This window comes from Massilia sp. CFBP9012 (assembly GCF_034045115.1).
Taxonomy (GTDB): Bacteria; Pseudomonadota; Gammaproteobacteria; order Burkholderiales; family Burkholderiaceae_D; genus Telluria.
In genome coordinates this window covers 174,859-191,431 of record NZ_JAXCWM010000010.1, presented here as the reverse complement: position 1 = coordinate 191,431, position 16,573 = coordinate 174,859, and the positions used below count along the sequence as shown (strand labels likewise).

At 64.6% G+C, this 16,573-nt stretch carries 13 protein-coding genes; 6 read left to right on the top strand and 7 right to left on the bottom strand.

Annotated features, from left to right (window positions below):
• Positions 1-33 precede the first annotated feature (33 nt).
• The 4 genes from SOM61_RS17945 to SOM61_RS17930 form a co-directional block, all read right to left on the bottom strand.
• Positions 34-453: an FxsA family protein gene (locus SOM61_RS17945; RefSeq protein ID WP_320475347.1), complete on the bottom strand. Its 420-nt coding sequence runs from the start codon at positions 451-453 to the stop codon at positions 34-36.
• A gap of 142 nt (positions 454-595) precedes the next feature.
• The gene (locus tag SOM61_RS17940) at positions 596-1,486 is read right to left on the bottom strand and encodes a hypothetical protein (protein ID WP_320475346.1); all 891 of its coding nucleotides are present in this window, start codon (positions 1,484-1,486) and stop codon (positions 596-598) included.
• Between the two features lie 56 nt (positions 1,487-1,542).
• Positions 1,543-2,130, bottom strand: a complete 588-nt coding sequence (locus SOM61_RS17935; RefSeq protein WP_123070470.1) for a TerD family protein — start codon at positions 2,128-2,130, stop codon at positions 1,543-1,545.
• A gap of 27 nt (positions 2,131-2,157) precedes the next feature.
• Positions 2,158-3,282 (bottom strand): toxic anion resistance protein, encoded by a 1,125-nt coding sequence (locus SOM61_RS17930; protein ID WP_320475345.1) that lies wholly within the window; start codon positions 3,280-3,282, stop codon positions 2,158-2,160.
• Between the two features lie 147 nt (positions 3,283-3,429).
• On the opposite strand from SOM61_RS17930, the gene SOM61_RS17925 reads away from it, so the two are divergent.
• A complete protein-coding gene (locus SOM61_RS17925; protein WP_320475344.1) occupies positions 3,430-5,223 on the top strand; it encodes a DUF885 domain-containing protein in 1,794 nt (597 codons plus the stop codon).
• Positions 5,224-5,230: 7 nt separating this feature from the next.
• Here the strand turns inward: SOM61_RS17925 and SOM61_RS17920 are convergent, their stop codons facing one another.
• Positions 5,231-6,583 (bottom strand): PKD domain-containing protein, encoded by a 1,353-nt coding sequence (locus SOM61_RS17920; RefSeq protein ID WP_320475343.1) that lies wholly within the window; start codon positions 6,581-6,583, stop codon positions 5,231-5,233.
• A gap of 439 nt (positions 6,584-7,022) precedes the next feature.
• Between SOM61_RS17920 and SOM61_RS17915 the strand changes: the two genes are divergently transcribed.
• From SOM61_RS17915 to SOM61_RS17905, 4 genes are all read left to right on the top strand, one after another.
• Entirely contained in the window at positions 7,023-8,429 is a 1,407-nt protein-coding gene (locus SOM61_RS17915) for an FAD-binding oxidoreductase (RefSeq protein WP_320475342.1), read from the top strand.
• Positions 8,430-8,690: 261 nt separating this feature from the next.
• The gene (locus SOM61_RS26440) at positions 8,691-8,945 is read left to right on the top strand and encodes a T6SS amidase immunity protein Tai4 family protein (RefSeq protein ID WP_349254701.1); all 255 of its coding nucleotides are present in this window, start codon (positions 8,691-8,693) and stop codon (positions 8,943-8,945) included.
• The gene (locus SOM61_RS17910) at positions 8,926-9,165 is read left to right on the top strand and encodes a T6SS amidase immunity protein Tai4 family protein (RefSeq protein ID WP_320475341.1); all 240 of its coding nucleotides are present in this window, start codon (positions 8,926-8,928) and stop codon (positions 9,163-9,165) included. The genes SOM61_RS26440 and SOM61_RS17910 overlap by 20 nt, the downstream gene beginning before the upstream one ends.
• Before the next feature lie 206 nt (positions 9,166-9,371).
• Positions 9,372-10,490 carry a zinc-binding metallopeptidase family protein gene (locus tag SOM61_RS17905; protein ID WP_320475340.1) on the top strand — a complete coding sequence of 373 codons (1,119 nt, stop codon included), beginning with the start codon at positions 9,372-9,374 and terminating at the stop codon, positions 10,488-10,490.
• A gap of 77 nt (positions 10,491-10,567) precedes the next feature.
• Here SOM61_RS17905 and SOM61_RS17900 read toward each other — a convergent pair whose 3' ends face one another.
• A complete protein-coding gene (locus tag SOM61_RS17900) occupies positions 10,568-11,593 on the bottom strand; it encodes an alpha-E domain-containing protein (protein ID WP_320475339.1) in 1,026 nt (341 codons plus the stop codon).
• Position 11,594: 1 nt separating this feature from the next.
• Positions 11,595-13,007 carry a circularly permuted type 2 ATP-grasp protein gene (locus SOM61_RS17895; RefSeq protein ID WP_320475338.1) on the bottom strand — a complete coding sequence of 471 codons (1,413 nt, stop codon included), beginning with the start codon at positions 13,005-13,007 and terminating at the stop codon, positions 11,595-11,597.
• 165 nt (positions 13,008-13,172) lie between these two features.
• Here SOM61_RS17895 and SOM61_RS17890 point away from each other — a divergent pair, with 165 nt between their 5' ends.
• Positions 13,173-16,559, top strand: a complete 3,387-nt coding sequence (locus SOM61_RS17890; RefSeq protein ID WP_320475337.1) for a transglutaminase family protein — start codon at positions 13,173-13,175, stop codon at positions 16,557-16,559.
• Positions 16,560-16,573 lie beyond the last annotated feature (14 nt).

Sequence of the window (16,573 nt, the reverse complement as noted above, 5' to 3'; positions counted from 1 at the left end):
CGGTTTTCCGCATCTGGTCGGCAGCAATCGAGCTCATTCTTTTCGTTCCCTGAACTCACCTTCGATGACCGTGTCGTCGGTGCGCTCGGGGCGGTTTCGACCAGCGAATGTGAACACAGACGAAGACATGCGATCGACAATCGCTCGCCGCAGCCATGGGTAAGCGAGAACAAACGCCGTTGCGACACCGGTAAACAGTGCAGGCACGTAGTCGCCTCGCGCCACGAAGGTGAACAGGCCCAGTGCAAGCAGGCTCACGATGAGCGGTCGACGGACAGGCTTGGGCAAGAGGCCGACAATGCGCAGCCTGCCCTCTTTTATCCAGGGAAATCTCGCGAAAAGAATGCCGAGCAGCAGTCCTGCCGCGAACCGGCCCGTGCCAAGATAATCGGCAACCACCCCGATGATGAGATAACCCGTATAGGTCATCGTACCGGCCAAGGCTGCCAACATGAATATTGCAACGGCGGCCGTCAACCTTGGCCTGCCGATTGCCGCAGTGATGAGAAAACGTAGGATGTCTGTACTCCTGAAAATGGGCAGTGAGGCTATGGCAAATTCTAACAGCCGCACCTGTTTCAGGTGCGCCCGAAGCCTATCGCGCCCCGCCCTGCGCCTGCGCCATTTCCACCGCCGGCAAGGTGACAGTCAAAAACGACGACACCTGCCCGATCAAATCCGCCGCCTGCTGCCGCACCTGCTTCATCTGCAATACGGACAACTCGGCCTGGCGCAACGCCTGCTGGAGCAAGGTGCGCCGCTGCACGAGCGCATCGCGCAAGGCTGCATCCGGTGCATCCTCGACGAGTGTCGACACGACGGCCAGCACGAGCAGGTGCAAGCCCAGCCCCTTTGCTGACTCTTCCAGATTACGCATGGCGACTTCGCTGTCGGTCATCAGCTGCATGAGCTGCGTGCGGGACGACGTCAGCACCGGCCGGTACTCGGCAGGCGTTGTCGGTCGGCGGAACAGCCGGCCGAACATGCTCGGCGCCCCCTTGGTGGTCTCGAGCGCCGCTTCCAGCAGCGCCGGCACGCCCATCTGCGTGAATTTCAATACGAGTTCGGTGATGGGCTGGAGCAGCGCCGCCTGTTCCATCAGCGGTGCCTCCGCCCACTCGGTTACCAGCACCAGCCTCACTGGCAGGATGCGGCGAAACAGGATGGCCAGGCGCTGCTCCGAATGCGCGAACACGTTCGGATACTCGGCGTGGACGGTGGCAAGCGCATCGCGCACCGCCGGATGGTCTTCGCTGTCGAACAGCGGGCGGGCCACGGTTTTCCTGGTCACGGCAGACGCAGCCGAAACCGCAGGAACATCGTCGAAGGACAGCGCCCTGGGCGGACTATTGCGATCGGGTGCCGCAGGGTCATCGCGCTCGTCGCCAAAATCGAATGCCCGCGGCCCGGCCGGACGGTCGACCGGATCGGAAGGCGGCTCCGGCGCGTCGCCGAAGTCGAATGCCTTGGGCTTCTGGTCTGTCATCGATCTACCTGCCGGCGCACGCCATCAGCGCTTCGAAAAAGAACGCGTAACGCTGCTCAGACGGTGCCGCCCAGCTTGCGAATGAAGGTCGCCAGGTTCAGCTTGAACCCCGCGCCAACCGCCTGGAAACGCCACTCGCCATCCTTGCGGTACAAGGAACCGAATTGCAGCGCGGTCTTGTCCGAGTAGTCTTCGTTCAGGTTGTATTCCGCGATCGTCTCGCCGGTATCGGCGTTGTACACCTTCACATAAGCGCCAGAGACGCTGCCGAAGTTCTGCTTGCGCACTTCGGCATCGTGGATGGTGACCACGATCGGCATTTCCATCACCGCCGCATCGACCTTGTCCAGGTCAACGGTGATGACCTCGTCGTCGCCATCCTTGTCGCCGGTGCGGTTGTCGCCCGAGTGCACCACGGCGCCATCGGGCGAGGTCGTGTGGTTGTAATAGACGAAGTGGGCGTTGCTGATCATGACCGGATGGTCGTCCGCGTCCTTCTTGCAAAGGAACACCGACGAATCGAGATCGAAGGCATGGCCCTCGGCCGCATTGACCTTCCATCCGAGGCCGATCCGTACGCGCTTCAAGCCGGGTGCGGATTTTTCGAGGTTGATGCGGTGGCCAGTCTGGAGCGTCGTCGACATGAGCTCTCCTTGTATAGTGAGTTGAAATTACGCCGCGCCTGGCGAGAACCGGGTGATCAGCTCCTGCTCCAGCGCCTGCAGTTTCGGCAGCTCGTCGCGGCGGCGCTGCTGGCCTTCGTTCGAGATCTGTTCGAGCTTGTCGAACGCGGTCACCAGCTGCGTCTGGACGTGCTGCGCGGTTTCAAGACTGACGATGGAGCGCTGCTTGGCGCGCGCGACCGTCTCGGTATTTTCCAGCAGCATATCGGCCTGGGCGCGGAAGGCCGCGTCGGTGGCGTCGTAGGCGGCGTTGGCAACCGCCGCGCTCTGCTTGGCTTCCAGTTGCAGCAGGTAGAGCGAGAACACATTGCGCCAGGCCGGGATCGACACGTTGACGATGTCCGTAAAGGTGTCCGTCAGCGCGCGCGCGTTGTCTTGCGACAGGCGGATCTGCGGCACCATCTGCGTGGCCATCAGCATCGCGCGGCGCAGGTCGTCGATGCGTTTTTCGAGACGCTCGAGACGGCGCCGGAGTTCGGTCGCCTGCTGCGCCTCGAAGGCATTGGCCGCCGCGGTTTGCTGCGCGACCGCCTGGCGCAGCCGGTCGGCCCAGGCCTCGCCCTTCTTCACGTCGGCGTCCAGACCCTGATAGTAAACCTCGAGGCCCTTGTACATCTCGTCGAAATCGTGGATGCGCGCGCGATGCACATTGGCGTGGCGCGTCATCTCGGACACCAGGGTGTCCATGCGCGATTCGACCACCTGGTATTGCGACAGCATCTTTTCCTTGACCGAGCCGAACATGTTCGACACCCGCGACAGCAGGCCACCCGACTTGAGCTTGGCCGGGTCCAGGCCCTTCGAGGTGGCGATCAGTTCGTTCAGCTGCGTGCCGAATACGTCCGCGTCCGATGCGCGCACGGTGCCCAGCAGCTTGGCCGACACCTTCGCCACACCCGGGCCGGCGGCGCTGCCCAGGGTCTCGATGGCCTTGTCGTCGATGCCGGTGAGGTCGACCGGGATCACTGGCGCTGTGCTCGCCTCCGGCCGCAGTGCCGGCAGCGCGTCCGGCGTGATGGACGGATCCAGCAAAGGCGGCAGACCGGCGGCAGGCGTCACGGGGGGCGTCGACGCGGCCTTCGCTTCGTCATCGGAGGAGAACAGCGGTTTCATGGAATCCCTCGGGGTTGGTATGACAACATCAATAGCTTACCACTGGACAATCGGGCTGCAAGGGTTTCTGCGGCGAGCGATCTCCTGCTTGTATTGCACCTGGACCATCATGCTATTCTTACATTGCCCTGACCACCTAGAGAAGACATGACCCGTTCGCTCCCCAATATCCTTCGCACAGCGCTGTGCACCGCGCTGTTCGCCGCCCTGCCCGCCGTCGCCCAAGTCAAGACGCCGGCCACGCCGGAAAAGATGAACCAGCTATATAGCGACTACTGGGAAGACTACCTGCGCGAAAACCCGATCGCCGCCACCTTCAATGGCGACCATCGCTACAACGACCGCTTCGGCCCGACCTCGTCGGCCGAGAGCCGCAAAGAGACCCGCGCGCTGGCCGAAAAATACCTCGCCAGCAGCGACAAGTTCGATCCGGCGCCGCTGCCTTCGGAAGACCGCATCAGCTATGACCTGCTGCGCTACCGCCTGCAGCAAGACCTCGACGGCCTGCGCTTCCCGTCCGACCTGGTGCCGGTGGATCAGTTCTCGGGCCTGCATCTGCTGATGGCCCAACTGGGCTCGGGCGCCTCGACACAGCCGTTCCAGACCGTGCAGGACTATGAGAACTGGCTCAAGCGCGCCGCCGGCTATGCGCCGGCCATCGACAACAGCATTGCCGATATGCGCACCGGCATCAAGCAGGGCATCGTGATGCCGAAGGCGCTGATCCAGCGCGTACTGCCGCAGCTCGAGAACGTCGGCAGCGACAATCTCGAGACCAGCACCTATATGGGGCCGACGAAGAAATTCCCGGAGTCCTTCAGCGCCGCCGACAAGGCGCGCCTGCTTGCTGCCTACGGCAAGATGGTGCGCGAACAGCTGGCGCCGGCCAACCGCAAGCTGCTGGCCTTCATGAAGGACACCTACCTGCCGGCGGGCCGCGACACGGCCGGCATCGGCGCTCTGCCAGGCGGCAAGGAATGGTATGCCTTCCTCGCACGCCGTTCCACCACGACCGACCAGACGCCGGAAGAAATCCACGAGATCGGCCTGCGCGAAGTCGCGCGCATCCGCGCACAGTTCGAAGAAGCCAAGGTCAAAGTCGGCTTCCAGGGCACGCTGAAGGAATTCTTCAATCACCTCAACACCGCGCCCGAGCTGCGCTACAAGTCGCGTGAAGAAATCCAGGCGGCCTACGAGGCGATGCGTCCGCGCGTCGAGGCCAAGGTCGACCAGCTGTTCGCGCGCGTGCCCAAGGCGCCGTTCGAGATCCGTCCGGTGGAAGCGTTCCGCGAAGTGAGCGCGGCCCCGGCCTCTTACCAGCGCGGCTCGGTCGACGGCAAGCGTCCCGGCGTCTTCTACTTCAACGCCTACAAGCCGGAGACCCGCACCAACTTCACGACCACCGCCTTCTTCCTGCATGAAGCGATCCCCGGCCACCACTTCGAGCGCAGCCTGGCGCAGGAAACCACCGGCCTGCCGGCCTTCCGCCGCTTCGGCGGCAGCACCGCCTTCTCGGAAGGCTGGGGCCTGTACAGCGAAATGCTGGGCCAGGAAATCGGCATGTACAACGACCCATGGCAGTGGGTGGGCCGCCTGACCGCCGAAATCTGGCGCGGCGTGCGACTGGTGGTCGATACCGGCATCCACTCGAAGGGCTGGACGCGCGAGCAGGCGATCGCCTACTTCATGGACAACGTGCCGCAGAACGAGGTGACGGCGGTGCAGGAAGTCGAACGCTATATCGCAATTCCCGGCCAGGCCCTGAGCTACAAGATCGGCGAACTGAAGCTGCGCGAACTGCGTACGCGCGCCGAGAAGACCCTGGGCAAGGACTTCGACCTGCGCGCCTTCCATAACGAGGTGCTGTCGCACGGCGCGGTGCCGCTCGACGTGCTCGAAGCGGCGACCGACCGCTGGATCGCGGCCCAGAAGAAGGGCTGATCCCTTCCTACGGCGCAGTCACCTCCACCTCCTGGCTGACCACGGTGCGACGGCCATCACGGCCGACCACCGTGGCCGTCACCGTGTAGTTCCCCGGCGCCGAGAAACTGTGGCTGGCGCGCGCGCTGGCCACGCCGGCGCGCTCGTCGATCCGACGCGCCGCCCCACCACTGCCATCACCCCACGACCAATCCACGCCGCGCGTGCCGACCTGGTCGCCATCCACGAAGGACACCGACGCCTGCAGCGGCGCACCGACCTCGATCGTGCGTTCTGCGACGATCGGCCCGACCGTGTGTCCGGTTTTGCGTCCCTGATCCGGCCTGAGTAAAACCAGTCCGGCATTCGAGCTGGCCACGATCTCGCCTCGCTCGTTGATCGCCATCGCGTGTTCAAGCACCAGCGTCGGCGGCACGCGACGCAGTTGCCGGTTCAGGTCCAGCATGCCGCTGCTTGCGCTCCAGACGAAGGCGCGCATGGCGCCGGCCTTGTCCTCGGCAAAGCCGACGATCTGCCCCTTTGCATTGACGCCACGCGCGACCGAGGTCCTGCCTCCCAGGGTGCCGAGTTCACGCATGCCGCCGCTCCGCGTCCACGACATCGCGCGCTGGCGTCCGTCGGAAAAGCCGATGCCGCCCGCGATGTGCAAGCCCGGCGTCATCGCATTGACCCAGGCCGTGGTGCCACGGCCGATCCCGAGGTCGACCATGCCGGTGGCGCGTGTCCACAGGAAGGGGCGATCGCCGCCATCGTCCCAGGAAACCAGGCGATTGCCCGCTACCTCGCCCCCGGCGCCGACGGCCACCGGCGACGATTCGACGCTGCCCAGCGTGTCGATGTCGACCAGGCCGCTCGCGCGCGTCCAGGCAAACACGCGCGTGAATTCATCGTCGATCGTAGTCACACCGGCGATCAGGCCGGCATCGTTGAGCACGCGGCCGGCAGGTTGCTGGAAGGCCGGCGTGACGCCCAGGTCTTCCACGCCGCCGGCATGGCTCCAGCGGAACGGCCGCGCCGAGTCACCGAACGAGCCGGTGACGACGCCGCGATTGTTGATGGCCCAGCCGTACGAGCGGCCCCGGCCTGGTTCGGCGCGGATGTCGAGCATGCCGCCACCCGCGCTCCACACGAAGGCGTTCTCGATGCCCAGTTCGTTGATCGAGGTGCCCGCGATCTGGCCGCCCTCGTTCAGGTCGTTCGCATACGTGATGCCGCCGCCCAGCGAGCCGATGTTTTTTATCGCGGCGCCGTCAAAGAAGAAACCCGTCGTGCGCCCGCCGTTCACCATCGAGAATGCCACCTGGCCGGCGGCATTGATGCCGGGGTAGGTCGCGATCGTGCCGGGGCCGAGGTTGATCACGCGGTAGCTCGTGCGCTGCGCACCGTGTTTTCCATCTGCCTCGCCTGACGCCGGCTGCGCAAGCGCCGTTGCGGATGTCCACATCGCGACCACTAGCAAGACCAGGCGGGACAGCCCCGATATCGGGCTGCCGGTCGACACATCGTTTCTTCGAGCGATACGCATGCATGTCTCCATTAAAAGTGGAACGTCGGGCCGGTCGCCATGGATGGCGCCGGGAAGGGGCTCAATCATGCGTTGCAGCCGATGCGCACGGTATGTCGCAGCTCGCACTTGCGCCGCCGTTTGTGCTGGACCAATGGCCTCGACCGTGGCCCGACGTTGTCGATTCTCCAGTCCCTATTCCTGCGCTCTATTTCCATCTCATGAGCTTGCGTCAACGCACATTGCCTTCCTATGATGAAGCGAGACGTCGAACCAACCATCTGCGAGGTGGGTCATGAATACGCTGACGAATGGGCAGCTCAATGAGTTACGGGGTGTAATACGGGGAGAAATCCTCCAGGCCAACGATGCGGGCTACGACGATGCCCGTGCCGTCTGGAATGCGATGATCGACCGGCGGCCGGCCATCATCGTGCGCTGCGCCGGCACGGCCGACGTGCGCGCGTCGCTGGCCTACGCGCGCGACCACAAGCTGCGGCTGGCCGTGCGTGGCGGCGGCCACAATATCGCCGGCAGCGCGCTGTGCGATGACGGCTTGGTGATCGACCTGTCGCGCATGAAGTCAGTGCAAGTCGATCCGGAGCGCCGCCGCGCCTGGGTGGAAGGCGGTGCGACCCTGCGCGACTTCGACCACGAAGCTCAGGCCTACGGACTGGCGACGCCGCTGGGCATCAATTCCACCACCGGCGTGGCGGGCCTGACCCTGGGCGGCGGCTTCGGCTGGCTCAGCCGCACGCTGGGCCTGGCGGCCGACAATCTGCTATCGGCCGAGATGGTCACCTCCGACGCCGGGCGCCTGCAGGTGAGCGCGACCGAGCATCCCGACCTGTTCTGGGCCATCCGTGGCGGCGGCGGCAATTTCGGCGTGGTCACGCGCTTCGAATTCGCTTTGCACCCGGTGGGCCCGCAGATCACGGCCGGGCTGATCGTCTACCCGTTCGACCAGGCCCGGTCGGTGTTGCAGCAATACCGCGATGCCGTCGCTACCATGGCGCCCGACCTCACGGTCTGGGCCGTCCTGCGCAAGGCGCCGCCGCTGCCGTTCCTGGCGCCGCAAGTGCATGGCCAGGACGTGCTGGTGCTGCCGGTCTTTTCGCCATCGCCGAGCGACGCCGTGGACGCCGCCATCGCGCGCATCGCCAGGCTGGGCGAGCCGCTGGGCATGCATGTCGGTCCCATGCCCTATGCAGCCTGGCAGCAGATCTTCGATCCGATGCTGACGCCAGGCGCGCGCAACTACTGGAAATCGCATAATTTCGCGCAACTAAGCGACGGGGCCATCGACGTCGTCATGCACTATGCCGGCAACCTGCCCACCGCCCAGTGCGAGATCTTCCTTGGCCTGCTGGGCGGCCAGGCCGGTGCCCCGCCGCCGCAGGCGACGGCTTATCCGCACCGCGATGCGCTGTACGTGATGAACGTGCACACGCGCTGGGAAGATCCGGCCGACGACGAACGATGCATTGCCTGGGCCCGCGCTTTCTTTGCGGATGCCACGCCGTATGCGAGCGGCGGCGTCTACGTCAACTTCATGCCGCAGGACGAAGGCGAGCGTACGTCCGATGCCTATGGCGCCAACTATGCTCGCCTGGCGCAGATCAAGGCGACCTACGATCCGGACAATCTGTTCCGTACCAATCAGAATATTCGGCCGGCGTCCGCTGCATCTGCGGCCGATTGACAGGCTGACCAGCCGCGGCCTCGATGGCGTCGCGGATGCGGCGTCAGCGGCCGCAACTCGCCCCCTTGTCCGCGTTGCTCATCGCAGCAGCAAACCCGATCGCAAATGCCGATCAGGTCTTCGCACGTCATGTGGAAATCCGCCCGACTATTGTGCTAGCGAAAGGCCGGCCTTAATTTCTCGCGCGATGATGCACGGCGTTGGAGACAACAAACCCGAGGCGCGATACCGCACAGATCGCGCAAATTTCTGGAGCTTGCGATGAGGTTGTCCGCTCTGCGACTGGCAGTGATGGTGTCCACTTTATTGTCATTGCCAGCCCATATCAGTGCTCGCGACAATACCTCCCCGCTGGCTGTAACCCGCACTTACGCGCAGAATTACAAGGACATGGTGCTGGCAACCTGTCTGACCCAAGCCTATCGGAATGACACTAGCGTGGCTACGGATGCCGGCAGCAGCATCAGCTGCCTTACGCGACTGGACATACTTCGATATGGACCAGAATCCAGATGAGGTCAATTCCTTAGTGAATAGCTACCTGGCACGGGATTATTCCAATCCGCTGGTCGAATCGGAAATCAAGGGCGTGCGGTTCGATTTCTTGAAATGCATGGACCTCTACCACAGCAAAGCACTGGACGACCTGGCGAAGCGATTGGTCATCTACCCGAAACGCATTTATGGGCAGGAGCATCCTTCGCGACCGCAGGCCCACGGTGCTACCGCCAGATAGCACGTGGCTGGATTTTTCCAGAGCATAGCGTGTGCGCTTGGTCGCGATCCAGTGCGACCACCTTCATTACCAGCACCGTCAGGTGCGTCTTTTCCTCATCCCCTTCCACCTTAATGCGGCGTTGTCTTACACGTGCCTGCCGCGATCGATTTTGCTGTTAGATTATTAATATCGAATACGCCCGTCAGCCCACTCTTATTTCTACCATGAAAACCTTTCACTGCGACAAGTGCTCACAACAGATTTTTTTTGAAAACACCCTCTGCTTCAATTGCGACAGCACGCTCGGCTACCAGCCGGCCACGCGCAGCGTCAACAGCTTCGAACAGACCGAGGACGGCCTGTGGCGCAGCCTGAATCGCACCGACGCCGGCAAGGTCTATAAACAATGCAGCAACTATGTTCAGCACAATGTATGCAACTGGATGCTGCCTGCGGATGACCCGCACGATCTGTGCACCTCCTGCCAGCTGACCGTGGTCATCCCGGCGCTGACCTCCGAAAAAAACCGGATCCTGTGGGCGCGTCTCGAAGCGGCCAAGCGCCGCCTGCTGTTTTCGCTGGCGACGCTGAACCTGACTCCGGCGTCGAAGGAAGACGAGCCGGAGACCGGCCTTGCATTCCAGTTCCTGGAAGACGGCGTGACGGACCAGTGCGTGATGACCGGCCATGCCGACGGCGTGATCACCCTGAACATTGCCGAAGCCGATCCGGCCGAGCGCGAACGCACGCGCGAGCAGATGCACGAGCGCTATCGCACGCTGCTGGGTCATTTTCGTCACGAAAGTGGCCACTACTATTTCGACCGCCTGGTGGCCAACAGCCCGTGGATCGACGAGTACCGCGCGCTGTTCGGCGACGAGCGCCAGGATTACGGCGAGAGCCTGAAGCGCCACTATGAGAACGGGCCGGCCGACGACTGGGCGGAGCGTTTCGTGAGCAGCTATGCCAGCTCGCACCCGTGGGAAGACTGGGCCGAGACCTGGGCCCACTACCTCCACATGATCGATACGCTGGAGACGGCGCACTCCTGCGGCCTGCAGCTCAAGCCGCGCAAGGCCGACGAGCCTGCGCTCGACGGCATCACCTTGCCGACCAGGACCGACGCGTTCGACGATACCCTGAGCGACTGGTTCGCGCTGACCTACGTGCTCAACAGCCTGAATCGCAGCATCGGGATGCCGGACTCCTACCCGTTCACGCTCAGCCCACCGGTACTGGAAAAACTGCACTTCGTGCACCGCGTCGTGCGCGCCCAGATCAAGCAAGCGACGGCGCCAGTCAAGCCGGCCGCGACGCCGGTGCCTGTCACACCGGGCGCCTGAGCCGACGCACCGTCATGAGGCCCGCGCCGCCGTTTTCCTCAAAACGGTGCGGCGCGCGCCATGTCGGTGCACCCGGCCTACGCCGTCTGGGTCTGGGTTTGCGTCATCCCGCCCAGGGTCTGCGTCTGGGACTGGGTCTGTCCCTCGTCGGAAGGGACCGGCTCGATCGGGATCAGGAAGTCGCGGCTGATGCCGTTGCCCAATGCGTCGACCGAAGCAAGGAAGCGGGTCAGGAAGGCGTGCAGGCCTTCTTCGAGGATGTCGCCGATCGGGGCCGACTGCAGCATGGCGTACAGTTCCATGGCCAGGCGCTCGGTATCGTGCGACTGCGCATTACGCACGTCCTTCAGGTTGGCCACCACCGCTGCGATGCACGCCACCAGCGAGCGCGGCATCTTCTCTTGCAGTATCAATAGTTCGGCCACCCGCTTCGAGGTGATGGCGTCCCGATAGACCTTGCGGTAGGTCTCGAAGGCGGACACCGAGCGCAGCAGCGCCGCAAGCTGGTAGAACTCCGCCTGCGTCCCGGCCTGGACCGCATCGTGCGTCCCGAACCTGAACTTGACGTCGAGGATGCGCGCCGTGTTGTCGGCCCGTTCCAGGAAGGTGCCGAGACGGATGAAGTTGAACGCCTCGTCCTGGAGCATGGTGCCCAGCGTGACGCCACGCGACAGGTGCGAGCGGTACTTGACCCACTCCAGGAACTGGCCGGGATCGTGCTCGAAGGTGCGCTTATTGAGATGCTGCTGCAGCATCAGCCAGGTCGTATTTTCGGTTTCCCATACCTCGGTGGTCAGGGAGCCGCGCACGGCGCGCGCGTTCTCGCGGGATGCGCGCAGGCAGCTGGTGATCGAGGACGGGTTGTCCGGATCGCGCACCATGAAGTCGATCACGTCCTTCTGTGTGAGCGCGGGGTACTTGGCCTCGAACTGCGCCTCCAGCTCGGACACGCCCAGCATGCTGCGCCAGCCCTGCTGCTCGGCCTGCGCCGACTGCGGCATCAGCGAATACTGGACCCGGACATCGAGCATGCGGGCCGTGTTTTCGGCCCGCTCGGTGTAGCGGGCCATCCAGAACAAATGATCTGCGGTGCGGCTCAACATGCTAGTTCTCCAAAATCCAGGTGTCCTTGGTGCCGCCGCCCTGCGACGAATTGACCACCAGCGAACCTTCCTGCAGCGCCACCCGGGTCAGGCCGCCCGGCACCATCGAGACGGTCTTGCCCGACAAGACGAAGGGACGCAGGTCGATGTGGCGCGGCGCGATGCCCGATTCGACATAGGTCGGGCAAGCCGACAAGGCCAGCGTGGGCTGGGCGATATAGCCGTCCGGGTTGGCCACCAGGCGCTCGCGGAAAGCCTCGATCTCGGCGTGGGTCGAGGCCGGCCCGACCAGCATGCCGTAGCCGCCCGCGCCGTGCACTTCCTTGACCACCAGCTCCGGCAGCCGCGACAAGGTGTACGCGAGATCGTCTTTCTTCCTGCACTGGTAGGTCGGCACGTTGTTCAGGATCGGCTTTTCGCCCAGATAGAATTCGATCATGTCCGGCACATAGGGATAGATCGACTTGTCGTCGGCCACCCCGGTGCCGATGGCGTTGGCCAGGCCGACCCGCCCGGCGCGCACCGCGTCGAGCAGGCCCGGCACGCCCAGGGTGGACTCGGCGCGGAAGGCTCGTGGATCGAGGTAGTCGTCGTCGATGCGGCGATAGATGACGTCGACCTGCTTCGGCCCGCGCGTGGTGCGCATATAGACGGTGTCGTCGCTGACGTACAGGTCTTGCCCCTGCACCAGCGCCACGCCCATCTGCTGGGCCAGGAAGGCGTGTTCGAAATAGGCCGAGTTATGCATGCCCGGCGTGAGCACGACCACGGTCGGATCGTCGAGGCCGTGCGGCGCCACGGTGCGCAGGTTGTCGAGCAGCAGGTCGGGATAGTGCTCGACCGGCGCCACGCGGTTGCTCGCGAACAGCGCGGGAAACAGCCGCATCATCATCTTGCGGTTTTCCAGCATGTAGGACACGCCGGAAGGCACCCGCAGATTGTCTTCGAGGACGTAGAACTCGCCCTCGCCCGCGCGCACGATGTCGACCCCGGCGATATGGGCGTAGATATTGGAAGGCACCCTGACGCCCTGCATGGCGGGCCGGTATTGCGCGTTGTTCAGGATCTGTTCGGGCGGGATGATGCCCGCCTTCAGGATAGCCTGGTCGTGGTAGACATCATGCAGGAAACGGTTCAGCGCGGTCACCCGCTGCACCAGGCCGGCCTGCAGCTTGGCCCATTCCGCGGCGTTGATCACGCGCGGAATGATGTCGAATGGAATCAACCTCTCCTTGCCGGCGTTGTCGCCGTACACAGCGAAGGTGATTCCCACCCGCTGGAAGGTCAGCTCGGCTTCGGCCCGCTTTTGCGCGATCAGTTGCGGCGACTGCAGGGCAAGCCAGCGCGCGAACGCGTCATAGTGAGGCCGTGCAGTTGCCGCAGTGGAATACATTTCATCGTAAAATTTCGGCATCGGATCCTCCAGTGGCATAAGTGCAATCAAGAAACGTGCCAGCTGGGGCGACGCCGCACGAGCGCATTATATTGCGGGTATGAATCATGCTTAAATACTGTTGAAACAGGCATGCATCGACGGTGCTGGTATCGTTCGTGACCTCTCCTATAAAGGCACTCCCGCATGGCTATCCGTATCGCGCTGCACCACAAGACCAGCTACCGCTATGACCGGCAAGTCGCCCTCTCGCCGCATGAAGTGCGCCTGCGTCCGGCGCCGCATGCGCGCACGCCGATCCTGTCGTATTCGCTGTCGGTGCTGCCGCAAGAGCATTTCATCAACTGGCAGCAAGACCCATACGGCAATTACATCGGCCGTTTCGTGTTCCCGGAAAAAACGGACACACTCGAGTTCACGGTCGACCTGATTGCCGACATGACGGTCATCAATCCCTTCGATTTCTTCATCGAGAGCTATGCCGAGAATTTCCCCTTCGCCTATCCGGCGCAACTGAAGACGGAGCTGAGCGCGTATGCCCAGGCCGAGCCGCCCGGTCCCCGCCTGCTGGCCTGGGTGGAGGCGGCGCGGCGCGAGCTGCTGGCGCAGCCGATGAATACCAACGATTTCCTGGTGGCGATCAACCAGCGCCTGCAGCGCGATATCGCCTATCTGTTGCGGATGGAGCCTGGCGTGCAGACGCCGGAAGACACACTGGAAAAGTGTTCCGGCTCGTGCCGCGACACCGGCTGGCTGCTGGTGCAGATCCTGCGCGAAATGGGGCTGGCGGCGCGCTTCGTCTCGGGCTACCTGATCCAGCTGCGCGCCGACCAGGAAGCACTCGACGGTCCGAGCGGCCCCCTCGAGGACTTCACCGACCTGCATGCCTGGACCGAGGTGTACATTCCCGGCGCCGGCTGGATCGGACTCGACCCGACCTCGGGCATGCTGGCGGGCGAAGGCCATATCCCACTGGCCTGCACCGCGCTACCCTCGTCGGCGGCGCCGGTGACGGGCTTCAGCGACCAGGCCGAGGTCACCTTCATCCACGAGATGACGGTCACCCGCATCCATGAAGACCCGCGCGTAAGCAAGCCGTACACGGAAACCGACTGGCAGGCCATCGACCGTCTCGGCCAGCAGGTCGATGCCGATCTGCTGGCCCAGGACGTGCGCCTGACCCAGGGCGGCGAGCCCACCTTCGTCTCGATCGACGATATGGACGGGCCGGAATGGAATACCCTGGCGCACGGCGACAAGAAGCGCGAACTGGCCGGCAATCTGATGCACCGGCTGAAAAGCCATTTCGCGCCGGGCGGCATGCTGCACTATGGCCAGGGCAAATGGTATCCGGGCGAGCCGCTGCCGCGCTGGGCCCTGAATATCTTCTGGCGCGTCGACGGCCAGCCGATATGGCTCGATCCGTCCCTGTTCTCGGACGAATATATCGACGATGGCTATGGCAGCGAGGAAGCCGGCCACTTCATCGTCGAGCTGGTCAAGTCGCTCGGCCTGCCGGCGGGCAGCGCCATCGCGGCCTATGAAGACGTGCTGCTGCAGGCCCAGCGCGAGCAGGCGCTGCCGCGCAACCTCGATCCCTTGCAAGCCGACCTCAAGGCGCCGGAGGAACGGCGCCGGCTGGCGCGCCTGCTCGAGCGCGGCCTGGGCCAGGTGGCCGGCTATGTGCTGCCGCTGCAGGCGAAGGAATACGACCCGGCCGTCATGCTCGGCACCAGCTGGCGCACCTCGCCCTGGCCGCTGCGGCGCGAAAACCTGTACCTGCTCGAGGGCGATTCGCCGATCGGCCTGCGCCTGCCGCTGGCCACGCTGCCGTGGGTGCTGCCTGAAGAACGCGATCCCGGGTTCGATATCGATCCGTTCGCGCCGCGCGCCGCCTTGCCGGCCGTGAAGAAGGACCGGCGCCCGGTGCTGGGCCTGGCCGCCGGTAAATCGGCGGACAAGGCCGCCAGGGCCGGCAAGCCGGTTACGCCGGCCGCGCCGGCCGCGCCGGCCGCGCCGGCCGCGCCGGCCGAACCGGCCGCACGCGACGTGATCCACACCGCGCTGTGCGTCGAAGTGCGCGCCGGACGCCTGTATGTGTTCATGCCGCCGCAAAAGCGCATCGAGGATTACCTGGCGTTGGTCAGTGCGGTCGAGACCACTGCCGCCAGGCTCAAGATGAAGCTGCGGATCGAAGGCTATGCGCCGCCGCGCGACCCGCGCATCAAGCTGCTCAGCGTCACGCCCGACCCTGGCGTCATCGAAGTCAATATCCATCCGGCCGCCACCTGGAACGAGCTGGTGCACAACGTGACGACCCTGTACCAGGAAGCGCGCCTGACGCGCCTGGGCACCGAGAAATTCATGCACGATGGCCGCCACACCGGCACCGGCGGCGGCAACCACGCCACCCTGGGCGGCGCCAGCGTCGACGACAGCCCGATGCTGCGCCGGCCCGACCTGCTCAAGAGCCTGATCACCTATTGGCAGGTGCATCCGGCCCTGTCCTACCTGTTCTCGGGCACCTTCATCGGGCCGACCAGCCAGGCGCCGCGGGTCGACGAGGCGCGCGACGACAATCTGTACGAGCTGGCGATCGCCTTCCAGCAAATGGACCAGGTGCTGCCCACCCTGCACCCGGGCGACAAGCCGTGGATGGTCGACCGCCTGCTGCGCAACCTGCTGGTCGACCTGACCGGCAATACGCACCGCGCCGAATTTTCAATCGACAAGCTTTATTCGCCCGACGGCCCCACCGGCCGCCTGGGACTGGTGGAATTCCGCGCCTTCGAGATGCCGCCGCACGAACGCATGAGCCTGCTGCAGATGCTGTTGCTGCGGGCCCTGGTCGCGCGCTTCTGGCGCGAGCCCTGCCAGGCCCGTCTGGTGCACTGGGGCACCGCGCTGCACGACCGCTGGATGCTCCCGCATTTCGTCGCCCAGGATATCCGCGACGTCGCGCGCGACCTGCGCGCGGCCGGCTATGCCTTCGAAGACCGCTGGTTCGATCCCTTCATCGAGTTCCGCTTCCCGCGCTTTGGCAGCGTCGTCTACGAGGGCGTCGAGATGGAGTTGCGCCAGGCGATCGAGCCGTGGAATGTGCTGGGCGAGGAAGTCTCGGCCGGCGGTACCGCGCGCTATGTCGATTCGTCGGTCGAGCGCATGCAGCTGAAGGTCACCGGCCTGACCGACGGCCGCCACGTGGTGGCCTGCAATGGCCGCATGCTGCCCCTGCAGCCGACCGGCGTACCCGGCCAATACGTGGCCGGCGTGCGTTTCCGGGCCTGGAGCCCGTGGTCGGCGCTGCACCCCAGCATCAAGGTGCAGGCCCCGCTCGTCTTCGACCTGGTCGACACCTGGAATGGCCGCTCGATCGGCGGCTGCACCTACCATGTGGTGCATCCGGGCGGGCGCAACGAAACCGGCTCGCCGGTCAATGCCAACGCCGCCGAGGCGCGCCGGGTTGCGCGGTTCTGGCCGCATGGCCATACGCCGGGCCCGTTCACGGTGCGCAAGGAGGAGCCCAATCCGGGCTTCCCGATGACGCTGGATTTGCGCTGGCAGCCGGTTTGACCTATTGTTTCGTA

Excerpts from the sequence above, each read along its gene's own strand:
- SOM61_RS17945 (WP_320475347.1), bottom strand. The coding sequence starts at position 453 with ATGTTGGCAGCCTTGGCCGGTACGATGACCTATACGGGTTATCTCATC.
- SOM61_RS17940 (WP_320475346.1), bottom strand. The coding sequence starts at position 1,486 with ATGACAGACCAGAAGCCCAAGGCATTCGACTTCGGCGACGCGCCGGAG.
- SOM61_RS17935 (WP_123070470.1), bottom strand. The coding sequence starts at position 2,130 with ATGTCGACGACGCTCCAGACTGGCCACCGCATCAACCTCGAAAAATCC.
- SOM61_RS17930 (WP_320475345.1), bottom strand. The coding sequence starts at position 3,282 with ATGAAACCGCTGTTCTCCTCCGATGACGAAGCGAAGGCCGCGTCGACG.
- SOM61_RS17925 (WP_320475344.1), top strand. The coding sequence starts at position 3,430 with ATGACCCGTTCGCTCCCCAATATCCTTCGCACAGCGCTGTGCACCGCG.
- SOM61_RS17915 (WP_320475342.1), top strand. The coding sequence starts at position 7,023 with ATGAATACGCTGACGAATGGGCAGCTCAATGAGTTACGGGGTGTAATA.
- SOM61_RS26440 (WP_349254701.1), top strand. The coding sequence starts at position 8,691 with ATGAGGTTGTCCGCTCTGCGACTGGCAGTGATGGTGTCCACTTTATTG.
- SOM61_RS17910 (WP_320475341.1), top strand. The coding sequence starts at position 8,926 with ATGGACCAGAATCCAGATGAGGTCAATTCCTTAGTGAATAGCTACCTG.
- SOM61_RS17905 (WP_320475340.1), top strand. The coding sequence starts at position 9,372 with ATGAAAACCTTTCACTGCGACAAGTGCTCACAACAGATTTTTTTTGAA.
- SOM61_RS17900 (WP_320475339.1), bottom strand. The coding sequence starts at position 11,593 with ATGTTGAGCCGCACCGCAGATCATTTGTTCTGGATGGCCCGCTACACC.
- SOM61_RS17895 (WP_320475338.1), bottom strand. The coding sequence starts at position 13,007 with ATGCCGAAATTTTACGATGAAATGTATTCCACTGCGGCAACTGCACGG.
- SOM61_RS17890 (WP_320475337.1), top strand. The coding sequence starts at position 13,173 with ATGGCTATCCGTATCGCGCTGCACCACAAGACCAGCTACCGCTATGAC.